The 26010-nt window shown below is 64.0% G+C and carries 25 protein-coding genes and 1 rRNA gene; 14 read left to right on the forward strand and 12 right to left on the reverse strand.

What is annotated here, in order from left to right:
• The first annotated feature begins 7 nt into the window (after positions 1–7).
• Together rrf and ACO1XS_RS24055 are read left to right on the forward strand one after the other, a co-directional pair.
• Positions 8–121, forward strand: a 5S ribosomal RNA gene (gene rrf, locus ACO1XS_RS24050).
• 183 nt (positions 122–304) lie between these two features.
• Positions 305–1420 carry a PA0069 family radical SAM protein gene (locus ACO1XS_RS24055; protein ID WP_486391888.1) on the forward strand — a complete coding sequence of 372 codons (1116 nt, stop codon included), beginning with the start codon at positions 305–307 and terminating at the stop codon, positions 1418–1420.
• Positions 1421–1435: 15 nt separating this feature from the next.
• Here the strand turns inward: ACO1XS_RS24055 and ACO1XS_RS24060 are convergent, their stop codons facing one another.
• Positions 1436–1882, reverse strand: coding sequence for an NINE protein (locus tag ACO1XS_RS24060; protein WP_331574086.1), 447 nt, complete (start codon positions 1880–1882; stop codon positions 1436–1438).
• 256 nt (positions 1883–2138) lie between these two features.
• Here ACO1XS_RS24060 and rpsP point away from each other — a divergent pair, with 256 nt between their 5' ends.
• The 6 genes from rpsP (at position 2139) to ACO1XS_RS24090 (ending at position 6331) form a co-directional block, all read left to right on the forward strand.
• A complete protein-coding gene (gene rpsP, locus ACO1XS_RS24065) occupies positions 2139–2393 on the forward strand; it encodes a 30S ribosomal protein S16 (RefSeq protein ID WP_173258456.1) in 255 nt (84 codons plus the stop codon).
• Positions 2394–2453: 60 nt separating this feature from the next.
• Positions 2454–3155 (forward strand): ribosome maturation factor RimM, encoded by a 702-nt coding sequence (rimM, locus tag ACO1XS_RS24070; protein ID WP_331574084.1) that lies wholly within the window; start codon positions 2454–2456, stop codon positions 3153–3155.
• Between the two features lie 46 nt (positions 3156–3201).
• The gene (gene trmD / locus ACO1XS_RS24075; RefSeq protein ID WP_331574082.1) at positions 3202–3969 is read left to right on the forward strand and encodes a tRNA (guanosine(37)-N1)-methyltransferase TrmD; all 768 of its coding nucleotides are present in this window, start codon (positions 3202–3204) and stop codon (positions 3967–3969) included.
• Between the two features lie 151 nt (positions 3970–4120).
• On the forward strand, positions 4121–4501 hold the full coding sequence (rplS, locus tag ACO1XS_RS24080; protein ID WP_173258450.1) for a 50S ribosomal protein L19: 381 nt from the start codon (positions 4121–4123) through the stop codon (positions 4499–4501).
• A 95-nt stretch (positions 4502–4596) separates the two neighbouring features.
• The gene (locus tag ACO1XS_RS24085; protein ID WP_331574080.1) at positions 4597–5277 is read left to right on the forward strand and encodes a CoA pyrophosphatase; all 681 of its coding nucleotides are present in this window, start codon (positions 4597–4599) and stop codon (positions 5275–5277) included.
• 115 nt (positions 5278–5392) lie between these two features.
• Positions 5393–6331, forward strand: coding sequence for a CobD/CbiB family protein (locus tag ACO1XS_RS24090; protein WP_331574078.1), 939 nt, complete (start codon positions 5393–5395; stop codon positions 6329–6331).
• Positions 6332–6399: 68 nt separating this feature from the next.
• On the opposite strand, the gene ACO1XS_RS24095 is transcribed toward ACO1XS_RS24090, so the two are convergent.
• Genes ACO1XS_RS24095 through ACO1XS_RS24105 form a run of 3 tightly spaced genes read right to left on the reverse strand, consistent with a single transcriptional unit; the run spans position 6400 to position 8949 of the window.
• On the reverse strand, positions 6400–6723 hold the full coding sequence (locus tag ACO1XS_RS24095; RefSeq protein ID WP_331574076.1) for a putative signal transducing protein: 324 nt from the start codon (positions 6721–6723) through the stop codon (positions 6400–6402).
• A gap of 28 nt (positions 6724–6751) precedes the next feature.
• Positions 6752–7693 carry a ribosome small subunit-dependent GTPase A gene (rsgA, locus tag ACO1XS_RS24100; protein WP_331574074.1) on the reverse strand — a complete coding sequence of 314 codons (942 nt, stop codon included), beginning with the start codon at positions 7691–7693 and terminating at the stop codon, positions 6752–6754.
• A complete protein-coding gene (locus tag ACO1XS_RS24105; RefSeq protein ID WP_331574072.1) occupies positions 7690–8949 on the reverse strand; it encodes a M48 family metallopeptidase in 1260 nt (419 codons plus the stop codon). The genes rsgA and ACO1XS_RS24105 overlap by 4 nt, the downstream gene beginning before the upstream one ends.
• 113 nt (positions 8950–9062) lie before the next feature.
• On the opposite strand from ACO1XS_RS24105, the gene orn reads away from it, so the two are divergent.
• Positions 9063–9671: an oligoribonuclease gene (gene orn, locus ACO1XS_RS24110; protein WP_331574070.1), complete on the forward strand. Its 609-nt coding sequence runs from the start codon at positions 9063–9065 to the stop codon at positions 9669–9671.
• A gap of 73 nt (positions 9672–9744) precedes the next feature.
• Here the strand turns inward: orn and mog are convergent, their stop codons facing one another.
• Positions 9745–10368 (reverse strand): molybdopterin adenylyltransferase, encoded by a 624-nt coding sequence (gene mog / locus ACO1XS_RS24115; protein ID WP_486391889.1) that lies wholly within the window; start codon positions 10366–10368, stop codon positions 9745–9747.
• Positions 10349–10966 (reverse strand): ribosome biogenesis factor YjgA, encoded by a 618-nt coding sequence (gene yjgA, locus ACO1XS_RS24120; protein WP_331574066.1) that lies wholly within the window; start codon positions 10964–10966, stop codon positions 10349–10351. The genes mog and yjgA overlap by 20 nt, the downstream gene beginning before the upstream one ends.
• Positions 10967–11147: 181 nt before the next feature.
• Between yjgA and pmbA the strand changes: the two genes are divergently transcribed.
• Positions 11148–12518 (forward strand): metalloprotease PmbA, encoded by a 1371-nt coding sequence (gene pmbA, locus ACO1XS_RS24125; protein WP_331574064.1) that lies wholly within the window; start codon positions 11148–11150, stop codon positions 12516–12518.
• Between the two features lie 7 nt (positions 12519–12525).
• On the opposite strand, the gene ACO1XS_RS24130 is transcribed toward pmbA, so the two are convergent.
• Together ACO1XS_RS24130 and ACO1XS_RS24135 are read right to left on the reverse strand one after the other, a co-directional pair.
• The gene (locus tag ACO1XS_RS24130) at positions 12526–13023 is read right to left on the reverse strand and encodes a dihydrofolate reductase (RefSeq protein ID WP_331574062.1); all 498 of its coding nucleotides are present in this window, start codon (positions 13021–13023) and stop codon (positions 12526–12528) included.
• Positions 13024–13163: 140 nt separating this feature from the next.
• Positions 13164–14612 carry a sigma-54 dependent transcriptional regulator gene (locus ACO1XS_RS24135; protein ID WP_414720345.1) on the reverse strand — a complete coding sequence of 483 codons (1449 nt, stop codon included), beginning with the start codon at positions 14610–14612 and terminating at the stop codon, positions 13164–13166.
• Between the two features lie 1342 nt (positions 14613–15954).
• Here ACO1XS_RS24135 and ACO1XS_RS24140 point away from each other — a divergent pair.
• Together ACO1XS_RS24140 and ACO1XS_RS24145 are read left to right on the forward strand one after the other, a co-directional pair.
• Entirely contained in the window at positions 15955–17325 is a 1371-nt protein-coding gene (locus ACO1XS_RS24140; RefSeq protein ID WP_486391890.1) for a sigma-54 dependent transcriptional regulator, read from the forward strand.
• 101 nt (positions 17326–17426) lie between these two features.
• Positions 17427–18398, forward strand: a complete 972-nt coding sequence (locus ACO1XS_RS24145; RefSeq protein ID WP_331574056.1) for a thymidylate synthase — start codon at positions 17427–17429, stop codon at positions 18396–18398.
• A gap of 116 nt (positions 18399–18514) precedes the next feature.
• Here the strand turns inward: ACO1XS_RS24145 and ACO1XS_RS24150 are convergent, their stop codons facing one another.
• Positions 18515–20995, reverse strand: coding sequence for a DUF6600 domain-containing protein (locus ACO1XS_RS24150; RefSeq protein ID WP_486391891.1), 2481 nt, complete (start codon positions 20993–20995; stop codon positions 18515–18517).
• Positions 20996–21146: 151 nt separating this feature from the next.
• Complete coding sequence (locus ACO1XS_RS24155; protein WP_481581863.1) at positions 21147–21869, reverse strand: ArsR/SmtB family transcription factor; 723 nt, start codon at positions 21867–21869, stop codon at positions 21147–21149.
• A 184-nt stretch (positions 21870–22053) separates the two neighbouring features.
• On the opposite strand from ACO1XS_RS24155, the gene ACO1XS_RS24160 reads away from it, so the two are divergent.
• Together ACO1XS_RS24160 and ACO1XS_RS24165 are read left to right on the forward strand one after the other, a co-directional pair.
• Complete coding sequence (locus ACO1XS_RS24160) at positions 22054–22188, forward strand: hypothetical protein (RefSeq protein ID WP_331574050.1); 135 nt, start codon at positions 22054–22056, stop codon at positions 22186–22188.
• An 87-nt stretch (positions 22189–22275) separates the two neighbouring features.
• Complete coding sequence (locus tag ACO1XS_RS24165) at positions 22276–22779, forward strand: acyl-CoA thioesterase (RefSeq protein ID WP_486391892.1); 504 nt, start codon at positions 22276–22278, stop codon at positions 22777–22779.
• A gap of 59 nt (positions 22780–22838) precedes the next feature.
• Here ACO1XS_RS24165 and fumC read toward each other — a convergent pair whose 3' ends face one another.
• Positions 22839–24239 carry a class II fumarate hydratase gene (fumC, locus tag ACO1XS_RS24170; RefSeq protein WP_440561806.1) on the reverse strand — a complete coding sequence of 467 codons (1401 nt, stop codon included), beginning with the start codon at positions 24237–24239 and terminating at the stop codon, positions 22839–22841.
• 68 nt (positions 24240–24307) lie between these two features.
• Positions 24308–25969, reverse strand: a complete 1662-nt coding sequence (locus tag ACO1XS_RS24175) for a phospholipase D-like domain-containing protein (protein WP_486391906.1) — start codon at positions 25967–25969, stop codon at positions 24308–24310.
• Between the last annotated feature and the right edge of the window lie 41 nt (positions 25970–26010).

Genomic DNA, 26010 nt, shown 5'->3' on the forward strand with positions numbered 1-26010 from the left:
AGTCATGCCTGATGACCATAGCGAGTCGGCCCCACCCCTTCCCATCCCGAACAGGACCGTGAAACGACTCCACGCCGATGATAGTGCGGATTGCCCGTGTGAAAGTAGGTAATCGTCAGGCTCCCTCTGCCAGGCAGAGTGCGCACCTCAGTGCCCACTCTGACCTACGCAACGTGCATGAAAACCCCCGGCCCGCCATCGCGCAGCCGGGGGTTTTTGCTTTGGGCGAACCGATCGCGATCGCTGGCGCCGGACATCGCAAACGCTTGACGTACTGTATGGATATACAGTAAAACATGTCATCATGGACATGCGTGATGATGAGTACCCCGTTGCCCCCACGGCGCCCCGTAAGGGCCGGGGAGCTGTCACGAATATTCAGGGACGATATGAGCGCGACGAACGGGAAGCGTTCGAGGATGGTTGGGCGCCCGACAGCGAAGACGGCGGCACGTCGCCTCTCAAAACCCAGGTTTTCGAGGAACGCGCGAAAAGCATTCTCACGCACAACGCTTCCCCGGATATTCCGTTTCGCGTTTCGCTCAATCCTTATCGCGGCTGCGAGCACGGCTGCATCTATTGCTTCGCCCGTCCGACTCACAGCTATCTAGGTCTGTCGCCGGGCCTCGACTTCGAAAGCCGGATCTACGCAAAAATCAATGCGCCCGAACTGCTGCAGCGCGAACTGCGGAAAAAGAATTACATCCCCGAGCCTATCGCGCTTGGCGTGAACACCGATGCATACCAGCCTGTCGAGCGCGAACTGCTTCTCACTCGGCGCGTGATCGAAACGCTCCACGAATACGGGCATCCGTTCGCGGCGATAACGAAGTCCTCATTGATCGAGCGTGACATCGATCTGCTCGCACCGATGGCCGCGCGCGGGCAAGTGATGGCCGCAATAACGGTCACGACGCTCGACCCGGAGATCGCCCGTACGCTCGAGCCGCGTGCGGCCACACCGGCGCGCAGGCTGCGTACGATCCGCACGCTCAGTGACGCCGGCGTCCCCGTCGGCGTTAGCGTTGCGCCAGTCATCCCGTTCGTGACCGAACCGGACCTGGAGCGCGTGCTGGAGGCGTGCGCGCAGGCGGGCGCAACGAGCGCGAGCTATATCGTCTTGCGCCTGCCCTGGGAAGTGGCGCCGCTTTTCAAGGAATGGCTCGCAGCCCATTTTCCGCAGCGCGCCGATCGCGTCATGGCGCGCATTCACGACATGCGTGGCGGCAAGGATTACGACGCTTCATTCGCGCACCGCATGAAAGGCGAGGGTGCCTGGGCGCAATTGCTCAAGCAGCGGTTCGACAAAGCGGTCAAGCGGCTGGGACTCAACGAGCGGCGGCACGGCATTCTCGATATGTCCCAGTTCAAAACGCCGGAACCGCCCGTGGCGCCGAACGCTCAACTGAGCCTTTTTTAACCGCGGCCGCCCCGGCTACTGTTCGAGCGACTTGGCCGTATCGCCGTGCGATTCGAAATAGGTTTCGAATGTCACAGCGAGGCCTGCCATCAAAAGCAACGCGCCGATGAAAAGGGAAAAGATAACGACGAACACGACGGCCCAGCCTGAGCGATTGCGCTGGTCCGATCCTGCATTGAATTGGGCATCCCATTTGTGGTCGGGCCGCAGGCCATAGACGATTGCCGAGAGGAACGCGGCCAGCAGCGACACTGCGCCGGGCACTGCGAGCGCCCATCCGAGAGTCGAAGCGCGCATCGTCGCAACGAGCAGCAAGATGCCAGGTATGCCGAGCAGCGTTCCGAACAGATGAGCCCAGCCGAACGGGTCACGCGCGCCGTAGAGATAAAAGCGATGCGCGCCGAGAGCGCCGAGCACGAAGGCCAGCGTCGCCGTAAGCGTCTTGGAGCGAAAGCGCTGCATGCTGCGGGAATGAGATCCTGACATAGCGTGGCAAGAGGTTGGGCTATTGAATGCGGTCGAATGTTCAGCGTGCCGATATCGCGCGCATGCGCGGCGGCAGCCTGCTGCGAAGCGCATTTTACGCTCCGTGACGGGCCGGGGCGCCGTTGAGGCGGCCGATGGCAAGCGCCTGCGTAAGTGTTTGTTATGGTTTCGATTTCCCGCTATAATCGAGCGTTTCAGTGGTTCCGAACCCCCGGATTTCAAGGATTACAGCATGGTCATCATCCGCTTGGCTCGCGGCGGCTCGAAGAAGCGCCCGTTTTACAACATCGTTGCAACTGACTCGCGCAGCCGTCGCGATGGACGTTTCATCGAGCGCGTGGGCTTTTACAACCCCGTCGCCACGAAGGGCGAATCGCTGCGTATCGCGCAGGACCGTCTGACGTATTGGCAAGGCGTGGGCGCGCAACTGTCGCCGACAGTCGAACGTCTCGTCAAGCAAGCGCAAAAGGCGCAGCCGGCTGCTTGATCGCGGTTTTCGCGGTTTGCAGACGTGACATCGGACCGTTCGTGAGACCGAGGAATCTCCATGCCGGCTCATGATTCGAGCGGGCCCTCGAGCCCCAAGCCGCGTTCGAAGCCAGGTGCAAGCAACGCGGCGTCGCCGTTCGGTGCATTCGTGCGAAAGCCGCCCGAACGCGCGGTAGAGGCTGGCGAGCAGCCGCGGGCGGTCGCCGAGACAGGGAATTGGCCTGATGACGCGGTCGAAGTCGGTGCTATCGTCGATGCCTACGGGCTGAAAGGTTGGGTCAAAATCGCTCCGCACGCCGGTGGCGCGCAAGGCGGCGAAGCGTTGATTCACGCGAAGTCCTGGTGGCTCGCCAAGGGGCGGGAACGCAAGGCTGGCCAAACCATTCAGGCCAAGGTGCATGGCGATAGTGTCGTCGCGCATCTCGCGGGCTTGGCCGACCGGGACGACGCGTTGGCATTGCGTGGCTTTAGCGTGTTCGTGCGCCGAGCCGATTTTCCGGTGCTCGATAACGACGACGAGTTCTATTGGGTCGATCTGGTCGGCCTCGACGTCGTCAACGAGGCCGGCGAAGCGCTTGGCCGTGTTGCCGACTTGATCGACAACGGTGCGCATTCGGTCCTGCGGGTCGAATATCCGTCGGTTGGCAAGGACGGCCAGCCGGTGAACGGCGAGCGGCTCATCCCGTTTGTCGGTGTGTATGTGAAAACGGTGGACCGGACGGCAAAACGCATCGTTGTCGACTGGCAAACCGATTACTGAGCGATTACTGAGCGATTACCGAGCTCGATCGAGACAAGGGAGCGCGATGCAGTTCGATGTCGTCACGCTCTTTCCGGAAATGTTCCGTGCGGTGACGGAGTGGGGCATTACCAGCCGTGCCGTGAAACAAGGGCGTTTCGGTCTGCGCACATGGAATCCGCGCGATTTCACGACCGACAACTATCGTACGGTGGATGATCGGCCGTACGGCGGCGGCCCGGGGATGGTCATGCTGGCCAAGCCGCTCGAGGCCGCAATCGGCGCCGCGAGAGCGGCGCAGGCGGCGCAAGGCATTGCCGGCACGCGTGTGGTCATGATGTCCCCTCAGGGAAAACGCCTCGACCACGAGCGTGTCATGCGATTCGCCGGCGAGCCCGGGCTCGTGTTGCTTTGCGGTCGGTATGAAGCGATCGATCAGCGGCTCATCGAGCGCTGCGTCGACGAGGAAATCAGTTTGGGCGACTTCGTGCTCTCGGGTGGGGAGTTGCCGGCGATGGCCTTGATGGACGCCGTCGTGCGTCATCTGCCGGGGGTGCTCAACGATGCACAATCGGCGGTGCAAGACAGCTTCGTGGACGGACTGCTCGATTGTCCGCACTACACGCGGCCCGAAGAGTACGACGGGATGCGTGTGCCGGACGTGCTACTCGGCGGACATCACGCTGAAATCGAGCAGTGGCGCCGCCGCGAGGCGCTGAGAAATACCGCGGCCAAGCGGCCCGATTTGATCGAGCGCGCGAGGCGCAACAAGATGTTGAGCCGTGCCGACGAGGCATGGCTCGCAACCCTTGCCAAGACATCTCCGAAAACCTGAGAAGGTTCGAGGCGACGATGGCGGGGGCAGGCGGTGCCGGGCGATATGATCGGCACCAGGATGTGAACCCATCCTCTATCGGGGCCGCGCGCGGTGCATCTCGGATGCTCGGGCCGGCAGAACGCCGACAAGATGGCTTAAGGAGTCAGTGATGAATCTGATTGCAAAACTCGAGCAGGAAGAGATCGAGCGCGTGCTCGCCGGCAAGACCGTCCCCGAATTCGCCCCTGGCGACACGGTGATCGTCAACGTGAACGTCGTGGAAGGCAACCGCAAGCGCGTTCAGGCTTATGAAGGCGTGGTGATCGCGAAGCGCAACCGCGGCTTGAACTCGTCGTTCATCGTTCGCAAGATCTCGTCGGGCGAAGGCGTCGAGCGTACGTTCCAGACGTACTCTCCGCTGTTGGCGAGCATCGTCGTCAAGCGTCGCGGCGACGTGCGCCGTGCGAAGCTGTACTACCTGCGCGAGCGTTCGGGCAAGTCGGCTCGAATCAAGGAAAAGCTGGTCTTCAAGGACCGCGCTGCTTCCTGAGCGTAAGAGCTGTAAGAAAAAGCACCCGTCCGGGTGCTTTTTTGTTTGTCGGTCCAAAATATCGGTATTGCGTCGATCGCCTGTGAGAGGCCCCTTTGATCCGTCCTGTCTTTGAACCCGAGGCGCTGCCAATCGAGTCCACGGGTGCCGAATTGCCCGTCGTTCCGCCCGAGCGACTGACACCCGACGGACTGCGTGCGCGCTTTACCCAGCGCCTCGTCTGGGCACCCGAGCCGACCGATGTCAATTGGCGCGAGCCGGGGGATCCCCGCGCAGCCGCCGTCCTCATGCCGCTCGTCGCGCGCGACGAAGGTCTTACCGTGTTGCTGACGCAGCGGGCCGATCACTTGAGCGACCATGCGGGCCAGGTCAGCTTTCCCGGCGGCAGACGCGAACCGGAAGACGAGAATGCGATCGCTACGGCGTTGCGCGAAGCCGAGGAAGAAGTGTCGTTGGCGGCGGAGCGCGTCGAAATCCTCGGCGCACTACCCGATTATCTGACCGGCACGGGTTTTCGCGTGACACCGGTGGTCGGACTCGTGCATCCGCCGTTTAGCGTCGAAGCCGATACGCTCGAGGTCGCGGAGATTTTCGAGGTCCCGCTTGCATTTCTCATGGATCCTGCGCATCACGAAGTTCGATTGCTGCGATGGGAGGGCGGCGAGCGCCGCTTCTTTTCGATGCCGTATCCTCGGCCGGGAACCAGCGGTCACTATTTCGTCTGGGGCGCCACCGCAGGCATGCTGCGCAACTTCTATCGCTTTTTACTGGCGTGAGGACGAGCGTACCTGGCAATCCGACGACTTTCGTGTCGCGCGCACGCCCTACAGGCGGCCCTGTGCTATCGTTACGCGACAAATGCAAATAACTTGAATTGGTACGGCGCGTCGCATGACCTTTTTCTCCGTATTACTGGCTCTCGTCATCGAACAGCTACGTGCGCTGTCGCCGAACAATCCGGTGTTCGCACTGCTTCAATATCATGCTGAATGGGCCGCTCAGGGCTTCGACGCGGGCAAGAAAAAGCACGGCATACTGGCATGGCTGGTCGTCGTCCTTCCATGGACGCTCGCCGTCGGCGCCGTCTATTACCTCCTTTATCGAATCAGTTTCGCGCTGGCGTTTCTCTGGAACGTCGTCATCGTTTATTTCACGCTGGGTTTTCGGCAGTTCAGTCATTACTTCACCGATATCCATCTAGCGCTCAATAATGACGATGTGCCGCGCGCGCGGGAAATCCTCAGTGAATGGACGGGTATCGAGACGGTCGACATGCCCGTCGGCGAGATCGTCCGGCACACGCTGATACACGCGGTGGTGGCCTCGCATCGCCATGTGTTCGGGGTCTTCTTCTGGTTTCTCATCCCCATCGGACCGGCAGGTGCGGTGTTGTACCGTGTTTCCGAATATCTTGCCCGCGCCTGGTCCGTACCGGCTGGAGAGCGGACCGTGGCTTTCGGGACATTCGCGCAGCGCGTGTTCTTCGTGATGGATTGGGTGCCGGCGCGCCTCACTGCACTTGGCTTCGCCATCGTCGGCAATTTCGAGGACGCGATCTATGCATGGCGCAATCACACGCGCCAGTGGCCGGACGCCAACGATGGCGTGTTGCTCGCAGCCGGCAGCGGCGCGCTCGGCGCGCGCCTCGCGGGGCCGCTTGCGGAACCGTCGAGCCTCGATGCGCTCGTCGCGCCCGACGGCGGTCCCATTCTCGTTGGCGACGATTGCACGCCGCGGACGCTGCAATCGGCCGTCGGGCTCGTCTGGCGAGCCGTCATCCTCTGGATGATCCTGCTGCTCATGCTGACGATCGCCGTCTGGCTGGGCTGATCGGCGCTATCGATCGCCAGCGCCGGCGGGCCGCGGCGGGGCCGCGCCGCGCATCGACGGCTTGGACTTCACTGCTCGTCAAGGCTGCGTGACGCGCCGCATTGCCAGCATTGCGTGAACTGCGCTTCCAGCGTCTCGCCGCACTTCGCGCATCGCCACGGCAAGCTGCCGGCAGGCGGGCCGCTGATCGCCGCTTCGATAATTTTTCTTGCCAATGCTTCGTCGCGCTCATCGACGAGCCAGAGCTCGGGTGCGCATTGGTCCGCCGGGATTTCCCCGAGCGCCCCGTTCAGATAGCGGTTGTGCAATTCGCAAGGGATACCGGCGATGCTCAGCAGGTTCACCCAATGTTGACCCGTTACGGCGTTCGGAGCGAGCGTCAGCTTGAGCATGGACAGACCTTGGCGGGGCGGTATGTCGCTACCGAACGATCTGGCCGGCTTCGTGCACGAGCTGCGCATACAGCGCGTGGCGCTCACGCGCGATCCGGCCCGCGGCCACGGCTTCGAGAATCGCGCAGCCGGGTTCATGCAGGTGACGGCAGTTGTAGAAGCGGCAATGCGGCAGCAATGGCCGAAATTCCGGAAATGCCCGCTCGAGCCGGCCCTCGGTCAGATGGTGCAGGCCGAATTCTTGAAAGCCCGGCGAGTCGATCAACGCCCCTCCGCCGGGTAGCGGATAAAGACGCGTGAACGTCGTCGTATGGCGGCCGCTATTCAACGCCGTCGAGATTTCGCGTGTGGCCGCCTCGGCATCCGGCACGAGCAGATTCACCAGTGTCGATTTGCCCATGCCCGATTGTCCGAGCAGTAGCGTCGCATGCCCCGCGAGTCTCGCGCTGAGCCTCTCGCGCGCTTCGTCCGGCCGCGCTTTGATCGACAGCTCGACAATGTCGTAGCCGAGCGAACGGTATGGCGCAAGCCGGGCCCGCGCCGGTGCGAGCGCGCGCTCGACGTCCGTCTTGTTGAGCACGATCAGCGGCGCGAGTTCGTTCGCTTCGGCCGCGACGAGCGCACGTCCCAGCAAATCCTCGCTGAAGTGCGGCTCGGTCGCGAGGACGATCAGCAACTGGTCCAGGTTGGCGGCGAAGAGCTTCGACTTGTACTGGTCGGAACGATAGAGCAGGTTGCGACGCTCGCCGATTTCGACGATCACGCCTTGATCGGCCGAGCTCTGCTCGTAGACGACGCGATCGCCGACAGCGACCTCGCTTTTTTTGCCGCGCGGAAAGCATTGCACCATGGCGCGCGTATCTCCGCCGGGCGCGACGAGATAGTGGCGTCCATGAGCCGCGATGACGAGCCCCTCGGCGCGCTGGCCGACTTCCGGATGTCGCGCCGGCTTGGCGAGCGGGGCCGTCATACGTGCCGCAGCAGGCGGTCGATGCGCTGCGATGCCGGTGGGTGCGAGTAGTAAAACGCGGTGTAGACCGGATCCGGCGTCAGGGTGGAAGCGTTGTCCTCGTACAGCTTGACGAGCGCATTGACGAGCTCTCGCGCATCGGTCTGGCTGGCCGCGAACGCATCGGCCTCGAACTCGTGCTTGCGCGAGCTCAGGCTGCCGAGCGGGGTGACGAAGAAGAGGAACACGGGCAGCGCCAGGAAAAAGAGCACGAGCGCGAGGCCATTGTTGCTGGCCGCGAGCCACGGCGTGACGCCGAGCCCTTCATAGAACCACGTGCGCTGCGAAAGCCAGCCCAGCAGCGCAAGCAAAGCGAGGCTGATTGCAAACGTCACGACCATGCGTTTGACGACGTGCCGGCGTTTGAAATGGCCGAGTTCATGCGCGAGCACGGCTTCGATTTCGCTGCCGCTCAGACGTGCGAGCAGCGTATCGAAGAACACGATGCGCTTGGCGGCGCCGAAGCCGGTGAAATATGCGTTGCCGTGCGCGGAGCGACGGCTGCCATCCATCACGAAGAGCCCCTTGGCCGCGAACCCGCAGCGGCGCATCAGCGCCTCGATGCGATTCTTGAGCGCCTCGTCCGTCAGCGGTTCGAACTTGTTGAACAGCGGAGCGATGAGCGTCGGATAGAGCACGAGTACGGCCAACTGGAAGGCGACGAGCACGATCCAGGCCCACAGCCACCAGAGGGCGCCCGCCTGCTCCATGAGCCAGAGCACGACGAAAAGAAGCGGCAAGCCGAATGCGGCACCGAGCGCCGTTCCCTTGGCCAGATCGGCGAAGAAAATGCCTCGCGTCATACGGTTGAAGCCGAAGCGCTCCTCGACGACGAACTGCCGATAGTAGTCGAACGGTATATCGATGACGCTCGTGATGCCGATCACGAGCGCCACCAGCGCGATCTGGGCGAGATAACCGTGGCCGAGCAGGCCCGATACGCCCACGTTGAGCGCCTGGACGCCGCCGAGCAGCGTGAGCGCGATGGTAAGCGCGGCACCCACGACGACCTCGATCATCCCGAGCCGCGTGCGCACGACGGTATAGTCGGCTGCGCGCTGATGGCCGGCCAGCGTGATCGTGCCCGCAAACTGCTTGGGCACCGCACTCCGATGCGCCGCGACGAAACGGATCTGGCGCGAGGCGAGCCAGAGTTTCGTCGCGACCATGGCGAGCACGGTGACGGCGAAAACGACGGTGAAGTAGAAAGAGGGCATCGGGGAAGTCCGTTGTATCTATGCGAGAATTATAGGGTTTCGCCGAAAGGGCGAGTGGGCTGACCCGCACACGGGCGTACGCCCCGAATTATTCCGTAACCAGGACTGCTTTCATGACTGAAATTGTCGAACCCGTCGGCGAGCCGGCGCTCGTCCGCAGCGAGATGAACCTCATCTGGCTCGATATGGAGATGACGGGGCTCGAGCCCGATACCGACCGCATCATCGAAATCGCGGTGGTCGTCACCAATTCGACGCTCGAGAAGGTCGTCGAGGGGCCCGTTCTCGCGATTCACCAAAGCGACGAGACGCTCGACAAAATGGACGATTGGAACAAGAACACGCACGGGCGCTCGGGTCTGATCGAGCGGGTGCGCGCGTCGACGGTCACCGAGGACGCTGCCACCGAGCAGATCCGCGCCTTTCTCGCCGCTTATGTGCCGCCCGGCAAATCCCCCATGTGCGGCAACTCCATCTGCCAGGACCGCCGTTTCATGGCGCGCTGGATGCCCGAGCTCGAGCGGTTTTTCCACTATCGCAATCTCGACGTGAGCACGCTCAAGGAACTGTGCCGGCGGTGGCAGCCGACTGTCTACAAAGGCTTTCAGAAGCGCGCGATGCATACGGCGCTCGCGGACATCCACGAGTCCATCGACGAACTCAAGTACTACCGTCAGCATTTCCTCGTCGTTTCGCCGAGCGCTCCCGTCGAAGGCGCCTGAGCCGCCTGAGCCGCCTTAGCCGCCTTAGCCGCCTTAGCCGCCTTAGCCGCCTGATGGGCCCGGGCGTCGGACATCATGCGCGCGCGGGCCGCTGCGCGCTCTTCGGCCGGAACGCCGCGACCACATCGGCGTTCGTTTCGACATAGGGGCCGCCGATCAGATCGATGCAGTACGGCACCGCCGCGAAAATGCCGGGCACCGCGACCGTGCCCGTACTGTCGCGCAAGCCCTCGAGCGTCTCCTGAATCGACTTCGGCTGTCCCGGCAAATTGACGATCAGCGCCGCATGCGACGGCGTCTCGCGTATCACGGCGACTTGCCGCGAGAGAATCGCCGTCGGCACGAAATTGAGGCTGATCTGACGCATCTGCTCGCCGAAGCCCGGCATCTCCCGCGTGCCGACCGCAAGCGTCGCCTCGGGTGTGACGTCCCGTCGGGCGGGGCCCGTGCCGCCGGTCGTCAAGACGAGGTCGCAGCCGAGTTCGTCGACGAGCTCGATCAGCGTGGCGGAGATGGCCGGCGCATCGTCCGCGATCAGCCGTTTCACCGCTTGCCATGGCGAAGCGATCGCTCTTTCGAGCCATGCCTCGAGCGCCGGGATGCCCTTGTCCTCGTACACGCCGCTCGTCGCGCGATCGCTCACCGAGACCAGGCCGATCACGATTTCGTCGGCGTGATTACGCGTGATTGTCGTCATCGTCGTCTTCCGTGGTGTTCGCCGGGCCCGCGTCGTCACTGGCTCCGCCTGCTTCACTCGCCGATTTGATCCACTGGAACAACTCACGGAAATAGCGCGGCGGCTTGCCCTCGCGCGCTTCCTTGCGGGCGTTGCGGATCAGCGTGCGGCCGGCTTGCGCATCCGCGCCCGGATGCGTGCGGAGAAACTCGGTCAGGGCCGAGTCGTCCGCGAGCAGTTTCTCCCTCGCCCGCTCGATCCAGTGAAGCTTCGCCGTCTCGGCCTTGTTCACGCCGCGATAGGCATCGAGCGCCGAGCGCAGCGCCGCCGTTTCGTCGTCGTTGAGCGAGCGCATGACCCGGCCGACATATTGCAACTGGCGCCGTTTGCCTTCGTGATCGGTGATGCGGCGTGCCGCGAGCACGGCATCCGCGAGGTCCTCAGGCATCGGCATGCGCTTGAGCGCGTCTTTCGGCAACTCGACCAGCGCGGCGCCGAGCGTTTGCAGCGCGAGCATCTCGCGCTTCAACTGCGATTTGCTGGGGCGATCGTAGCCGGTCTCTTCGTCGAGGCCGGCATCGGGCGTCTCGATCGGCTGAATACGGGTTTTGCGTGTCATGCGCGCCATTGTAGCTCGACGCGCCAGCCGTGACCCCGGCGGGCGATCCCTGAACGCATCGCGGCAACGTCCTCGGACGCGGACCTTGATATGATCGCGGGGTACGACGAGGCGTAATCCCGGGCGCACGCCGGCAGTGCGGGCGCCGCAACGATGGAATCCATACCGGACGGCAATGACGATGGCAGCGGACACCGAAACCAGAGAACGCTTTTTCCCGCATACGCAAGACGAATTGAAAGAGATTGCGTCGGACATCCTGCGGCACGCGAAATCGCTTGGCGCGACGGATGCCGCGACCGAAATCTCGGAAGGCGACGGCTTGTCGGTATCGGTGCGGCGCGGGGAGGTCGAAACGATCGAGCACAACCGCGACAAGATGGTGGGCGTGACCGTTTTCATCGGCGCCAAGCGCGGCAATGCCAGCACGTCCGATTTCTCGAAGCAGGCACTGCGCGACACGGTCGCAGCCGCTTACAACATCGCGCGGTTCACGGCGGAAGATCACTGCGCCGGTCTCGCCGAAGCGGAGCTTCTCGAGACTTCGCCGCCGGATCTCGATCTCTATCATCCGTGGGAATTGAGCGCCGAGGATGCCGTCGAAATTGCCCGCCGCGCCGAAGACGCCGCGTTCGCCACGGATCCGCAGATTCGCAATTCCGAGGGCGCGAGCGTGTCGGCGCAGCATTCGCAATTCGTATTGGCGACGACGCGCGGTTTTCTCGCCGGCTATCCCTATTCGCGCCACTATGTCGCCTGCGCGCCGATCGCGGGCAGCGGCCGCCACATGCAGCGCGACGATTGGTACAGCTCGAAGCGTAGCGCCGAGGAGCTTGCGCCTGCCGAAGCGGTCGGCCGGTACGCGGCCCAGCGGGCGCTCGCGCGCTTGAACGCGCGGCGCATCGATACGCGCAAGGTGCCGGTCCTGTTCGAAGCGCCGCTGGCCGCCGGCCTGCTCGGCGCGTTCGTGCAGGCGACGAGCGGCGGCGCGCTCTATCGCAAGACATCGTTTCTCGTCGACAGTCTGGGCAAACCGGTCTTCGCGCCGCATGTGCAGATCGTCGAGGAGCCGCATTTGCCGCGCGCGATGGGCAGTGCCCCCTTCGATGAGGAAGGCGTCCGTACGAAGCGGCGCGCCGTCGTGAAAGACGGCGTGGTGGAGGGCTACTTCCTGTCGACGTATTCCGCGCGCAAGCTCGGAATGCAAACGACGGGCAATGCCGGCGGCTCGCACAACCTGTCGCTCGCGAGCTCGGCCACCCGGCCCGAGCACGACTTCGAGGCCATGCTGAAGCAGCTCGGCACCGGCCTCCTGCTCACCGAATTGATGGGCCAGGGCGTCAACTACGTGACAGGCGACTATTCGCGCGGTGCGTCCGGCTTCTGGGTCGAAAACGGCAAGATTCAGTACGCGGTCGAGGAAATCACCGTCGCCAGCACGCTACAGGAGATGTTCCGCAATATCGTGGCGATCGGCGCCGATACGATCGTCCGCGGCACCAAGCAGACGGGCTCGGTGCTCATCGAACAGATGACGGTAGCGGGGCAGTGAAGGCGGCTCAGCCGATGCGCCGGTAAACGACGCGCGCGTAGTCGAAGCCGTCGTCACCCTCCTTGCGGTGGGTGTCGCGCGACACGATCTGCCATTGCGCGGGATCGGGTGCCGGAAACGTCGCGTCGCCTTCGAACTCGGCTGCGATCTCGGTCACGATGAGTTTGTCGGCGAGCGCGATTCCCGCTTTGTAAAGCTCGGTGCCGCCGATCAGGAACGCCTCGGGGGCGCCACCGGCGGCGGCGAGCGCCAATGCCTCCTGCATGCCCGTCGCCGTTTCACAGCCTTCGAATCGACGCGTTGCGTCGCGCGTTACGACGATATTGCGACGACCGGGCAGCGGCCGGCCGATCGATTCGTGCGTTTTTCGGCCCATGATGATGGGCGCGCCCATGGTCGTGCGCTTGAAGAATGCGAGATCTTCGGGCAGGTGCCAGGGGAGTTGGTTGTTGCGGCCGATCACGCCGTTGCGGGCGCGAGCGACCAGAATGGTCAGCGTCGTCATCGAAAAGCTAAAAACCGAAAGCCAAGGTGTGGCGATTTTACGCGACGCTCGCTCACCGCTCGCGCAGCGTCGTGTGCTGCGCGCCGTGTGCGGCATCATGCTGCCGCTCTTTGCCTGGTTTCGATCGCCTTCGATCGCCTTCAATCGCCGGAAGTGTCGCCCGTGGCCGACGGATTCGCCGCCTCGTCCTTTTCGCGCGCCGGTATCTCGCGCAGCCCATGTGCGCCCATCAACCGATAGAGCGTCACGCGCGAAATACCCAGATCGATCGCGGCTTCGTTGAGCCGATTCCGATGCCGTAGCAGCGCTGCTTCGATCGCGCGTTTTTCGGCGTCGTCGCGGGCTTGGGCGAGCGTCGTCGTTTCTTGCGCCGTGAACTGCGCGAGGCCAAGATCCTGCGCGGAAATGAGCTTGCCCTCGGCCATGACGATGGCGCGCCGCACGCGATTGATCATCTCGCGTACATTGCCGGGCCAATTGTAGTTGTGCATCGCCTCGACGGCCGATGGCGCGAAGCCGCGAATTCTGCGTGCGCTGTCGGTTTTGAACTTGTGCAGCATGTGATGCGCGAGGATTTCGATGTCCTTGCCCCGCGCGCGCAGCGGCGGCTCGTCGATGCGCAGGACGCAGAGGCGATGGAACAAGTCGGCCCGGAACCGGCCGTCTTGCATGGCTTGCTCGAGATCGACGTGCGTTGCGGAGATGACCCGCACGTCGACGGCGATCGAATCGCGCCCGCCCAGCCGCTCGATCCGGCCTTCCTGCAAGAAGCGCAGCAGGCTCGCCTGGCTTTCGAGCGGCAAGTCGCCGATTTCATCGAGAAACAGCGTGCCCCCGTGCGCGGCTTCCACGCGTCCGATCTTGCGCTGGTTCGCTCCCGTAAAAGCCCCGCGCTCATAGCCGAAGAGTTCCGACTGAAGCAGGTGGTGAGGAATCGCACCGCAATTGATCGCGATGAACGGCGCTTTTCGGCGCGGCGAGCGCTCGTGCAGCGCGAGTGCCGTCAGCTCTTTGCCGGTGCCCGATTCGCCGGAGATGAACACTGCGGCATCGGTGTTCGCTACTTTGCGGATCGTCCGAAACAACTGCTGCATCGCCTCGCAGGTGCCGACCATCTCGTCGTCGCCAGCCGATGCGAGGCCGGCAACCATATCGAGGTCGCAAAGCGTCACCATGCCGAACGCGTGGCCGATCAGGTAGTCGATGCTGGCATGCGGGACGGGCAGCTTCACGTAATCGAAGCAGTAATTCCGGATCAGGCGACGCACCTCTGGCTCGTCGAGCCGCTGTGCATTCGCGAGCGCGATCCAGCCAATGTGCTGCTGACGCAAACTCGGCTCGAGCGCGGCGAGATCGCGCGACGCGAGACGCGTGACGTCGATGAGGCCCGCGTAGGGAAGATCCGGGCGTGCGTACCGCCCAGCCTCGCTGGCCGAGCGCGCAATGAGCACATTCCAGCCGACGCCGGCGAGATGCGCGACGAGTGAGTCGTCCGGCGTTTGCGCCACGTAGATGAGCGTTCGCGTGTTCTTCTCGTTCATGTCGACGCCCCTCGCGTGCACGCTCGACACGGCGGACGTGCTGGCCATCAGTGGCGCAGCAGGGCTCAGATGAGTGGTTTCGCGCACGATGTCCCCGCGTGGTTCGACATGGAATGGAGGGGATATCGCGACGCGCGTAGCGAGCGCGCCTGCGCGCACCGATCGACCCGGAGCGTGTGCGTTGCGAGCCGATGTGCAGCGGCATGCGTTTTGTGCTGACGATGCCGCGCGTCTCTTGTCGAGATCGTTGACATGATTCTTCCCCCGGTTTGCGACGCCGCTCAGACGTGCTTGTCCTCCGTTTGCGAGCGCCGGCTGACTGCCCTGTTCGTGGTCCTTGTTGCGGCGGGTTATCCAAACGCCGACTGATCCCAGCGCTCGTTCACCCTTGCCGTATGTCTGCAAGCCTATGAGGATCGGAACGGAAACGCGCGTTGTCTTGCGCACATATCGACGCGCTTCGGATGTGCGGACCATCCGCCACCGCGATGCAATGTGCGAAGGCCGACATAGCGCGGGGGCATCGATCGGGACACGCGGTCTACGCTTGCCGTTGCGGTCATCCGGCGGTCTCGCGATCCGGCGGATGCGTTGCGCGCCGGATCGCTTGCCCGTTTAAAAAAGTGCCCGCCGGGGGACGGAGCACAAACCATACGGACGCCGCGGTGCTGCCGCCACCGCCTGCCCACGCGACATTCCCGCGGCTGGCGCCGGCGCCGGTGTTGGAATAGGTGCCGGACGTGCGAACTCGTCCCACAGCGTCACATAATGAGTCGACGCGCCGACGGGGAATCGTGCGGCTCTCGAATCAGCGAGCCGGGGCACCGGGGGGCACGCCATTTCGCGTGGAGGTGCGAAGCGATGCACATGCATGACGATGCCTCCGTTCTCGAAGCGAACGAGAGCGAAAGCCGTGCCATGAGGGCGAGATCCTTGTGGGAATTGGCATTCCATTGCGTCTCGTGCAACGCGCCGGCCGAGATGAAGCTGGATTGTTTCAGCAATGAAACGAACGGAAAAAATGCCGTATTGATAATTGTAATCGGGTAAGAAGCGCCCTGTCGCAAAACAGCCACGCGACGCGGTTAAAAGAAAGAAGGGACGTTTCGGAAAGGCGCATGCCGACGTGCGTGATAACGGTGTTTCCAATTTGTTACATGCGTCCCGGTCCGAAGCTGCGGCCCCTATAGTAAGCTTAGCAAGCAGTCTCATTCCGCGAATAAGGCTGATGCAACGGCCAATGCTATTAATAATTTGTTTCGGGGTCCGTAGTTTCACGGAGAGGACAGAGCGGCAGACTTCCGAGTCGTCGGTAAGTCGTTAGCGCGAAGACGCCATATTTTCGTCCTGCGCCGCCGGCACTATTCGTCATTGAAACGAGGGTTGGTCAATGGAACCCGCTACACGGCAATTGATTTACGTTACACGGGATGCGAATGCCCAATGGAGTGCGCAATTCCATCAACGCGGCTGGCATGTTGATGTAGTCGCGAACGCACGCGAGGCCCGCCGCGCGATGCGCAGTGGCGAACCGGCGGGCGGTTTGCTCGACTTGTCGAGCCAATTCGACGAGCAGGAAATCGGTGCACTCGAAGCCTGCCTGACCGCGCCGCGCATCGGCTGGGTAGCCGCGGCCGCGCCCGGTCAGCTACAGGACACGGCGTTGCGCCGTCTCGTGCGCGACTATTGCTTCGACTATGTGACGATGCCGTCCGATGCGCGGCGCGTCGCCGATTCGGTAGGCCATGCGTACGGCATGGTCGTGCTCGCCCAGGCGGAAGAGGAAGGCGCCACGCGCGTGGGCGAAGGTCAGATGATCGGGTCGTGCGAAGCGATGCGCCAGCTTTTCCGCGCCATCCACAAGGTCGCCATGACGGACGCGCCGGTCTTCATCTCGGGCGAATCCGGAACCGGCAAGGAGCTGACGGCCGTTGCCATCCACGAACGATCGACGCGGCGCACGGAGCCGTTCGTGGCCATCAATTGCGGCGCGATTCCACCGCACCTGTTGCAATCGGAACTGTTCGGCTATGAGCGCGGAGCGTTCACGGGCGCAAACCAACGCAAGATCGGGCGTATCGAAGCGGCGCACGGCGGCACGCTTTTTCTGGACGAGATTGGCGACCTGCCGCTGGAAAGCCAGGCGAGCCTGCTGCGCTTTTTGCAAGAAGGCCATGTCGAGCGTCTGGGGGGCCATGAAGCCACGCCCGTCGATGTACGCGTGATCTCGGCCACGCACGTCGATATGCATCGCGCGATGCTGGAAGGCCGTTTTCGCGCCGACCTTTATCATCGGCTGTGTGTGCTGCAAATCGACGAGCCGCCGTTGTGCGCGCGCGGCAAGGATATCGAGTTGCTTGCGCAGCATATGTTCGAGCGCTTCAAGAAAGATGCGAGCCGGCGTCTGCGCGGGTTCTCGCCAGATGCGATCGCCGCGCTGCATAACTATCGATGGCCCGGCAATGTACGCGAACTCATCAACCGCGTGCGCCGCGCGATCGTCATGTCGGAAGGGCGGCTGATTACGGCCAGCGATCTCGAGCTCGCCGATTACGTCGACGTGGTACCGGTCTCACTCGCGCAGGCGCGCGAGGCGGCCGAGCGGCAGGCGATCGAGCTGGCGCTGCTGCGTCATCGCGGGCGTCTCGGCGATGCGGCGCAAGAGCTTGGAATATCGCGCGTGACGCTTTATCGCTTGCTGAGCTCGCACGGCATGCGTCACATCGAAGTGCACCAAGGTTCGCAGCGATTGACGAGTTGACCGGGTAGCCGGGCGCGCGGAGCACCGGCCCAATCCGCGCGCCTTGGTAGAATCGCGTATTACCGCGAACCGGCGCAGGCTGCCGCCTGCCGAATCTTTCGATGAAACAGTATCTCGACCTGGTCCGTACGATTCTCGAAACGGGCACCTGGCAGGAAAATCGCACGGGGATCCGCACCATCAGCATGCCCGGCGCAATGCTGCGTTTCGACTTGCAACAGGGATTCCCCGCGGTCACTACGAAAAAGCTCGCATTCAAATCGGCCATTGGCGAAATGATCGGTTTTCTGCGGGCCTCCCGCAGCGCAGCCGATTTTCGCGAGCTCGGCTGCAAGGTCTGGGACGCCAACGCGAACGAAAATCCTCAGTGGCTCGCCAATCCCTATCGGGAAGGACCCGACGACCTGGGCGGCGTATATGGTGTCCAGTGGCGCCAGTGGCCGGCCTATAAGGTCCTTGCCGAGGACGCGTCGGCCCGCATCGAAGATGCCTGCGCGCGCGGCTACCGGATCGTGACCCGCTTCGAGGAAGACGGGGTCCCGAAGGTGCTGCTGTACAAGGCCATCGATCAGTTGCGTCAGTGTCTGGATACGATCATGCGCAATCCGACCGATCGCCGCATTCTGTTTCACGGCTGGAATCCGGCGGTGCTCGAGGAAATCGCACTGCCTGCATGCCACTTGCTCTATCAGTTCGTCCCGAACGTCGTGCGCCGCGAGATTTCGCTTTGCCTTTACATCCGCAGCAACGACGTAGGGCTCGGCACGCCGTTCAATCTCGCCGAAGGTGCCGCGTTGCTGACACTGGTCGCCAGGCTGACCGGCTATACCCCGCGCTGGTTCACGTACTTCATCGGCGACGCTCACATCTACGAAAATCAGCTCGCGATGCTCGAGCGGCAACTCGAGCGCACGCCGTACGAGAGTCCGACGCTTTCGATCGCCGAGCGCGTACCGTCGTTCGCCGAAACCGGGCGTTACGAGCCCGAGTGGCTCGAAAAAGTCGAGCCATCCGATTTTTCGCTCGTCGGTTATCGACATCACGAGCCGTTGACCGCGCCCATGGCCGTTTGACGTTCTCTATCGATGGGAAAGCCGCTCGGCTCGAGTCATGGAGATACGCCCGAAGTGAAAGAAGCCCACTGCGTGGCCGCAGTGGGCTTCTTCATTTCGTCTGCTCGGTATTCGAATCAGCCCTGATGGCGGTTCTCGTGGCCTTGCACTTGCGGGTGCTGAGGCTCGTGCGGCTGCGGTTGCGGTTGCGGCCTCGGTTGTTCGATGTGGGGCTGGGGCTGGGGCTGCGGCCTCGGCTGTTCGAAATGGGCTTGCGGTTGCGGTTGTGGCCTCGGTTGCTCCATGCGCGGCTGCGGTTGCGGTTGTGGCCTCGGTTGTTCGAAACGAGCCTGCGGTTGCGGCCTCGGTTGTTCGATGTGCGGCTGCGGTTGCGGCCGGGCCTCTTCGAAGCGAGGTTGCGGCTGTGGCTGCGCTCTGGGCTCCGCACGCTGCGGCGCAGGCGCTTCGGTGCGGGGTTGCGGCGCGGCCTGCGGCCCTTGCGAGCGGGGCTCCATGCGTGGCTGGGGCACATGCGGCGATGCTTGCGGCTCGGCACCCGCCCCAGGTCGCGACATGGCCATCGGCGTTTGCGGACCGTGTTCCGGTGTGCGCTGCGCGCCTACCGGCTGCTGCGGTGAGCCAGGCTCGCCCCTGGCCGCGCCGGGTTGCGCCGAGGGCCCGTGCTGCTGAGCGATGGGCGCGTGCGGTTGCGTCCACGTCGGTTCCTTGCGTACCGGCGCAGCGGCGCTTTGCGCACCTTCGACCGGACCGCGCTGGCTCGGCGGACGCGGCACGCCGTTGCTCGGTTGCGCTCGAGGTTGCAAAGCCGCCATCGGAGCATGGGGCTCTTGTTGCGGGGCGGGCCGGACACCGCCTTGCGCCGCGACGGCTGGCGCACCTGGGCCCGGGCGCGCTTCGTTTGCCGCTCGGTGTGGCTCGATGACAGGCGACTGACGCTCGACGATGCGCACGTTACGCGCGGGCCCCGGGTTGGCCGTCGGGTGTGCCAATTGCGAGGCGACGCCGGTCGGCGGCGTGAGGTGGGCCACGGGGCGCCCGGCCCCGGGCACCTGCCCGCCGTTTTGGGCGAGCCGCTGCGCGAGCGGATCGCGGTAGACAGCAGGTATTGCGGGGGCACGCGTCGCGACGACGGGGCGCTCGCCGGCCGCGCCGGGAGGATGGTAGGTCGCATGGCGCAACCCCGGCGCGTAGCTCTCACGTACCGGCGCGATGCCGGGCGCGCCGGGATGGAATTGAGCGTTGCGCAGCTGCTGCGGGTCGATGCGCTGCGCGACGTGAGCGACAGCGCGGCCCTGTACGAACGCGGCCGCCGGCACCGCCGTGACAGCGCCCGGTGCACGGTAGTTCACGTAGGTGTTGTGGATGTTCGTGATGTTGATGTTATTGACGTTGTTGATGTGCTGATTGTTGACGATGACCGTCTGATTGACCCGCTCGTAATACCGCGGACTCCATCCGCCGTAGCTCGGGCGCCAGACTTCGCCGGGGCCGAGCGGGAACCACGCTACGCCCGGGGAGCGTGCGCCGCCGATGGACAGTCCGACGCTCCAACTGAAGCCACTGCCGCCCCCGCCGACAAACGCGACGAGCGCCGGTGCATAGACGGGCGGGGCGCTCACGACGGGGCCCGGGACCCAGCACCAGGACGAACCGGCGTAGGCCCAGCGCCCATAGTGATACGGGGCAAATCCCCACGGCGCATCGTCGACCCACGTCCATCCCCAAGGCGCGACCCACGCCCAATGACCATCGTGGTAGGGCGCCCATCCGGCCGGAACCGCGCGCGGCACCCAGACTTCGCCGTATTGCGGATCGTCCCGCCACGTGCCATTGGCATCCAGATCTTCGTAGCCGGGAACCTCGCGCGAGACGTAGCGCGCCGAAATCGAGCGTTCCGCCGCGGCGTCGCGTGCTTCGGCCCATTGGTCGAAGGCATCGGGCGGCGGCGGTTGATCCTCGGCCGCGACCTGCAGATTGGTGCCGGAGAACGTCAACTGCTGTCCGGCCGTGAGCGGCATTTGGCCGTTATCGCCGTATGCCGTGACGGCGCCGCGCCGGACGGTGACCGTCGTCGTGCTGCCGTCAGGGGCGACATCGACGCGGTAATCGCCGGGCTGTGTGACGGCGAGCGCCACGTTGGGCGTATCGACCTCATAGGCTGAGCCCGGTACGAGGTCGCGCACGTGCGTCGAAAGCGTGCCCTGCGTCACTTTCAACTGCGCGTTGCTGTCATCGAGATTCAGAATATCGAGATTGGTCGACGCGCCCAGGCGTACCGCCGTCGACCCGATGTGCAGTTCGGAGCGTGCGTTTGCATCGTTCCAGAGCTGATCGCCCGTCGTGAGCGGGCGGTTGACCGAGGCGTAGGACCAGTCCGTCGCGCCGGCCGGCTCGGTCGTGACCGTACCCGCCATGTAGTTGAGCCGCGCGACGCGGCCGGGCGGATCGGCGCTTTGTCCGGCAACCGGTGCGTCAGGCGACGGGGCGCTCTGCGCGAATGAGGGGTGCGGCAGCGCCGCGAGCGCCGCGGCGACGGCTAGCGCACAGGCTGTCGCCCGATGAAATGTGACGAGAGGGGAGGTGGTCCGCGTTGTCATGATGATCTCGTAAGCGGGTGCAAGGTGTCGGCATCCGTGAGATCAATGTAGCGCGATCGCCTGTATCAAGGGTCGGTGTTTTGTAAATCCGCGCACGCCCCGTGTAACGAAAAATGTCGACGAACGCTGCTGCGGCCGCCGCCACGCCTTCTCATGCCGCGAGCATCGCCTCGAAATGGCGCCTGCCTGCCGGAGTCACCCGCAAGACGCGCGGCTTTTCCGCGCGCTCCACGCAGCCGCGTTCGCACCAATGCGTGAGCAACGCCGCGCCAAGCGCGCCGCCCAGATGCGCACGGCGCTCGCTCCAGTCGAGACAGGTGCAGGCAAACCGCCTGCGACGCGTGCGTTGCCCCGCCAGATCGATGCCCCAACGACGCAAGCCATCGTCGCCCGCATCGGTCGTATCCACGACGCCGTCACGCTCGATCAGCCATCCCTTCGCGAGCAGGCCGTCGAACACGCGCACCGCCAGTTCGCCAGCCATATGGTCGTAGCAGGTGCGGGCGTAGCGCAGATCGAGGGGCACTGTCCGTGCGGCACGCACGCTAGTGCGTTGCGGCGCGCTGACCTGGGCAACATTGGCCAGCGCTTCCAGCGCGGCGGCCACTTCGGGTGTCGCGATTCGGTAGTAGCGGTGTCGGCCGCGGACTTCGAGCGCCAGCAGCCCGCCTTCGGCAAGCCGCGCAAGGTGCCCGCTCGCGGCCGACGGCGAAAGCCCTGCGATGAGCGTCAATTCGCCGGCTGGACGTGCGCTGCCGTCCATGAGCGCCCATAGCATCGCAGCGCGGCCGGGATCGGCGAGCAGCGTCGCGATGCGGCTCAAGCCCGGGAAATGGCCGCTTTCGCGGGGATCGTCGGTGAACGTGGAGGTCATGGATTGCTCCGGCGTATTGCGCTGAAGGTTTCACTTTACTCGCCGACGGTATTCGATGTTTCGGGCCGGGCTGAAATGTGGAATCCGGAGTGTGGCTTACTCGAACGCACCGCGAACCCTGAGGGCTGTTGCCCAAGCGGCTAGAATCGCAGTTCATGCGGTGAAGCGAGCGAGGTGGTTTGCGATGAAAGCATGGATAGCGGCGGTGTTGGCCGCATGCCTGTGCGCGGCATGCGCGCAGGGAGGTGGCGGCAGCAGCGGCAGCGGCAGCGTCACGATGTACGGCACGATCGATACCGGCGTCACCGTTCGCAAGTAACCGCAATCGGGTGCCCTCGACGCGAATTTTGCCCCCGTATAATCGGCTCCTTTCAATATGCGCTTTCGCCGCAGCACCGGAGCCCCGATGTCAAACGTCACCGCCCCGCTCGATCGGTCCGAGACGACCTTTCGCTTCCTCGCCGAGCCGACCTCGGTCAACTTTGGCGGCAAGGTCCATGGCGGCGCGCTGATGAAATGGATCGACGAGACGGCCTATGCCTGCGCGGCGGTCTGGTCAGGCCGTTATTGCGTCACCGTGAGCGTGGGCAATATCCGCTTTCGGCGCCCGATTCTCGTCGGCAATCTCGTCGAGCTGCGCGCCCGCGTCGTCGCCACGGGCCGCACCAGCATGCACATCCATGTGACGGTGCATGCGGGCGACCCGAAAAGCGGTCAACTACGGCTCACGACCGATTGCCTCGTCGTGTTCGTGGCCGTCGATGAAAACGGCACGCCGATTCCTGTTCCGCCGTTTCTACCGTCAACGGAAGAGCAAAAACGCGTGGCGAAGTATGCGATGGACGTGAAGGCGGCGCTCGACGCGATCGTCGAACTGAAGCCCGAAGAAATGGCGCAAGGCAGGATTTGAGCGGCGCGGCGCCGACACCCTCAGCGCTCGCGCCACGCGTTGCCGTGCGCGGCGAAGCCTCAGTCGCCGCTACGCCCGACCATGTCGGCGGGCCGCACCCATGCATCGAATTGCGCTTCGCTCACGTAGCCGAGCGCCAATGCCGCGGCCTTGAGGGTCGTGCCTTCCTTGTGCGCTTTTTTCGCGATTTGTGCCGCCTTGTCGTAGCCGATGTGCGGATTGAGAGCGGTCACGAGCATCAGCGATTCGTTCAGAAGCGCATCGATGCGCGCGCGATTCGCTTCGATGCCGACCGCACAATGGTCGTTGAAGCTTTGCGCGCCGTCCGCCAGCAGCCGGATCGATTGCATGACGTTGTGCGCGATCATCGGCCGGAACACGTTGAGTTCGAAATTGCCGCTCGCGCCGCCGAAATTGATCGCGACGTCGTTGCCGAATACCTGACAGCACAGCATCGTGACGGCTTCCGACTGCGTCGGATTGACTTTGCCCGGCATGATCGAGCTGCCCGGCTCGTTCTCGGGAATCGTCAGTTCCCCGAGCCCGCAACGGGGGCCGCTCGCGAGCCAGCGAATGTCGTTGGCGATCTTCATGAGGCTCGCCGCGATGGTCTTCAACGCGCCGTGCGCGAACACGAGCGCATCGGCGGCGGCCATCACTTCGAACTTGTTCGCGGCACTGACGAACGGGAGCCCGGTCAGCCGTCCGATCGCGGCCGCGACGCGCGTGGCGAATTGCGGATGCGCATTCAGGCCGGTGCCGACGGCCGTGCCGCCTTGCGCGAGCTCGTACAGGTGCGGCAAGGTGGCCTCCAGATGCGCGATGCCGTGCTCGAGCTGCGCCACATACCCTGAGAACTCCTGGCCCAGCGTAAGCGGAGTGGCATCTTGCAGATGCGTCCGGCCGATCTTCACGATATCCGCGAATGCCTTCGCTTTCGCGTCCAGCGTTGCGCGCAGCGCGGCGAGCCGCGGCAGCAGATGCTTGACGATACCGAGCGCCGCGGCGATGTGCATGGCGGTAGGGAAGACATCGTTGGACGACTGCCCCCGATTGACATCGTCGTTCGGATGAACCTTGCGGTTCTCGCCGCGCTCGCCGCCAAGGATCTCGCTGGCGCGATTGGCGATGACTTCGTTCAGGTTCATGTTCGTTTGCGTGCCCGAGCCCGTTTGCCAGACGGCGAGCGGAAATTCTCCGGCGTGCCGGCCTTCGATGATCTCGTCGGCTGCTTGAATGATCGCGCGCGCCTTGTCTTCGGGCAGCACGCCGAGCTCGAGGTTGACTTCGGCTGCCGCGCGTTTGATCAAGGCCAGCGCATCGATGAGCTCGGGCGGCTGTTTTTCGGTGGAGATCCGGAAATTGAGCAACGAGCGTTGCGTCTGGGCGCCCCAAAGCCTGGCGCTCGGTACGGCGATTTCGCCGAATGTGTCGCGTTCCATACGTACGTCCTCGGTCATCAAGCGCTCCGTCGGTTGGACAATCGAAAATTGAAGGAAGAGTTGCATCCGGGCTGGCAGGCTGCTGCTCAGAGCTGCGAATCGATCGGCAGCAACAAGAATAGCCCTGTCAGGACATTTCGTACGAGGCCGGCCTCGGGATCGAGCGACCAACTGCGCAGGTAAGTCGTGTTGCCCGACGTTTCGTTCCCGGTCCAGACGAGGCCCGACACCGGAGCGCCGAGCGCGCGCAGATGCGCGTTTTCTTCGGGCGTGGCCAGCGTCACCCGGAAACTCGCGTCTGGCGACATGGCCCGAAGGATCAGCGAAGCGGTCGCTTGGGCCAGCTTCGGACTATCGATGAAAAGCGCGAGTTCGGTGTTCAGATGCGCGGAGCGCGGATCGAAGTTCAGCGAGCCGATGACGAGCGTGCGCCGATCGATCACATAGGCTTTCGCGTGCAGGCTCGAGCGCGAAGTCGAGCCCAGGAAAATGCGCGAGCCGTTTTGCTGCAGCGGTTGGAATTCGTAGAGCTCGACCCCGTTCTCGAGCAACGGAATGCGATAGGGACTATAGCCCGCCTGTACCGCGACCGCGTCGGTGGAGGCCATCGAATTGGTCACCACCGCTACCCGCACGCCGCGCTGCGTGAGCGAACCGAGCATGTTCACGCCCGCATCGTGCGGCACGAAGTACGGGGAAAGAATCAGCACTTCGTGCTGTGCATTTTTCAGCAGATCCGCGAGCCGGTGCATGGGCGGACTGCGGTAGCTGCCATCGTCATCGGTGACTTTACGCGGCGAATCGAAGGCAAACTGTGCCGGAGCCCATACGAGGCCGAGTTCTTTCTTCGAGATCTGCACGTCCAGCGATTCGCCGTTGAGCGGTTTTGCGCCGACCGCTTGCGCTTGCGCTCGCCAATGCGCGCGCAATGCCTCGCGAACATCGTGCAGCTCCTGGGGTGCGTAACGGTGTTTCTCGAGCGTGCCGACGGGGTAGGCGAGTGCGCTCGACCAGAAAATGTCGAAACTGCGCGAAACCTGCTGCACGATGGGGCCGGCGGCGAGTACGTCGAGATCGCGAAACTGCAGCGTCGGACTCGCGCTGAAATACTCGTCGCCGAGATTGCGCCCGCCGACGATGGCCACGGAACCATCGGCGATCATCGCCTTGTTATGCATACGTCGCGTGAAGCGGTCGATGCGCGTGAAGACGTCTTCGGTACGAGCGAAGACGCTGCTGCGGGTGCTGCCGAACGGATTGAACACGCGTACCTCGATCGACGGATGCGTCGAGAGGGCTGCCATGAGGCGCTGGCTGTCATGGAAATTGAGATCGTCGACGAGCATGCGCACGCGTACGCCGCGGTCTGCCGCGTAGAGCGCGGCGGCGAGCAGGAGCCGCCCGGTCGTATCCTCGGAGGCGATGTAGTACTGCAGATCGAGCGTTTTCGTTGCGGCGCGTGCGAGTGCGACGCGCATTTGGAGCGCATCGGTGCCATCGGTCAGCAGACGAAAGCCCGTTTGGCCGGGATGCGCCGCATCGAGCGGGGCGAGCGCTTTGCCCAGCGGTGTGTTTTGCGGGTCGGCGAGCGCGTGGCTTTCGGTGCGATGGAGCGAAGTGGCGGGCGGCAGCGTCGAACATGCAGCCAGCAGCGCGAGGGCGAAACCAAGCGTGAAGGTGAGGGCACGCCGTGCCGCCTCTCGCGCCGCGGCGCAGCGAGCGATGTCGAGGCGTGGCTGAACGGGCAACCCCGCGGGATGCGGCGCGGACCGTTTTCGCCTCGATTCGA

The organism is Trinickia sp. (genome assembly GCF_057351765.1).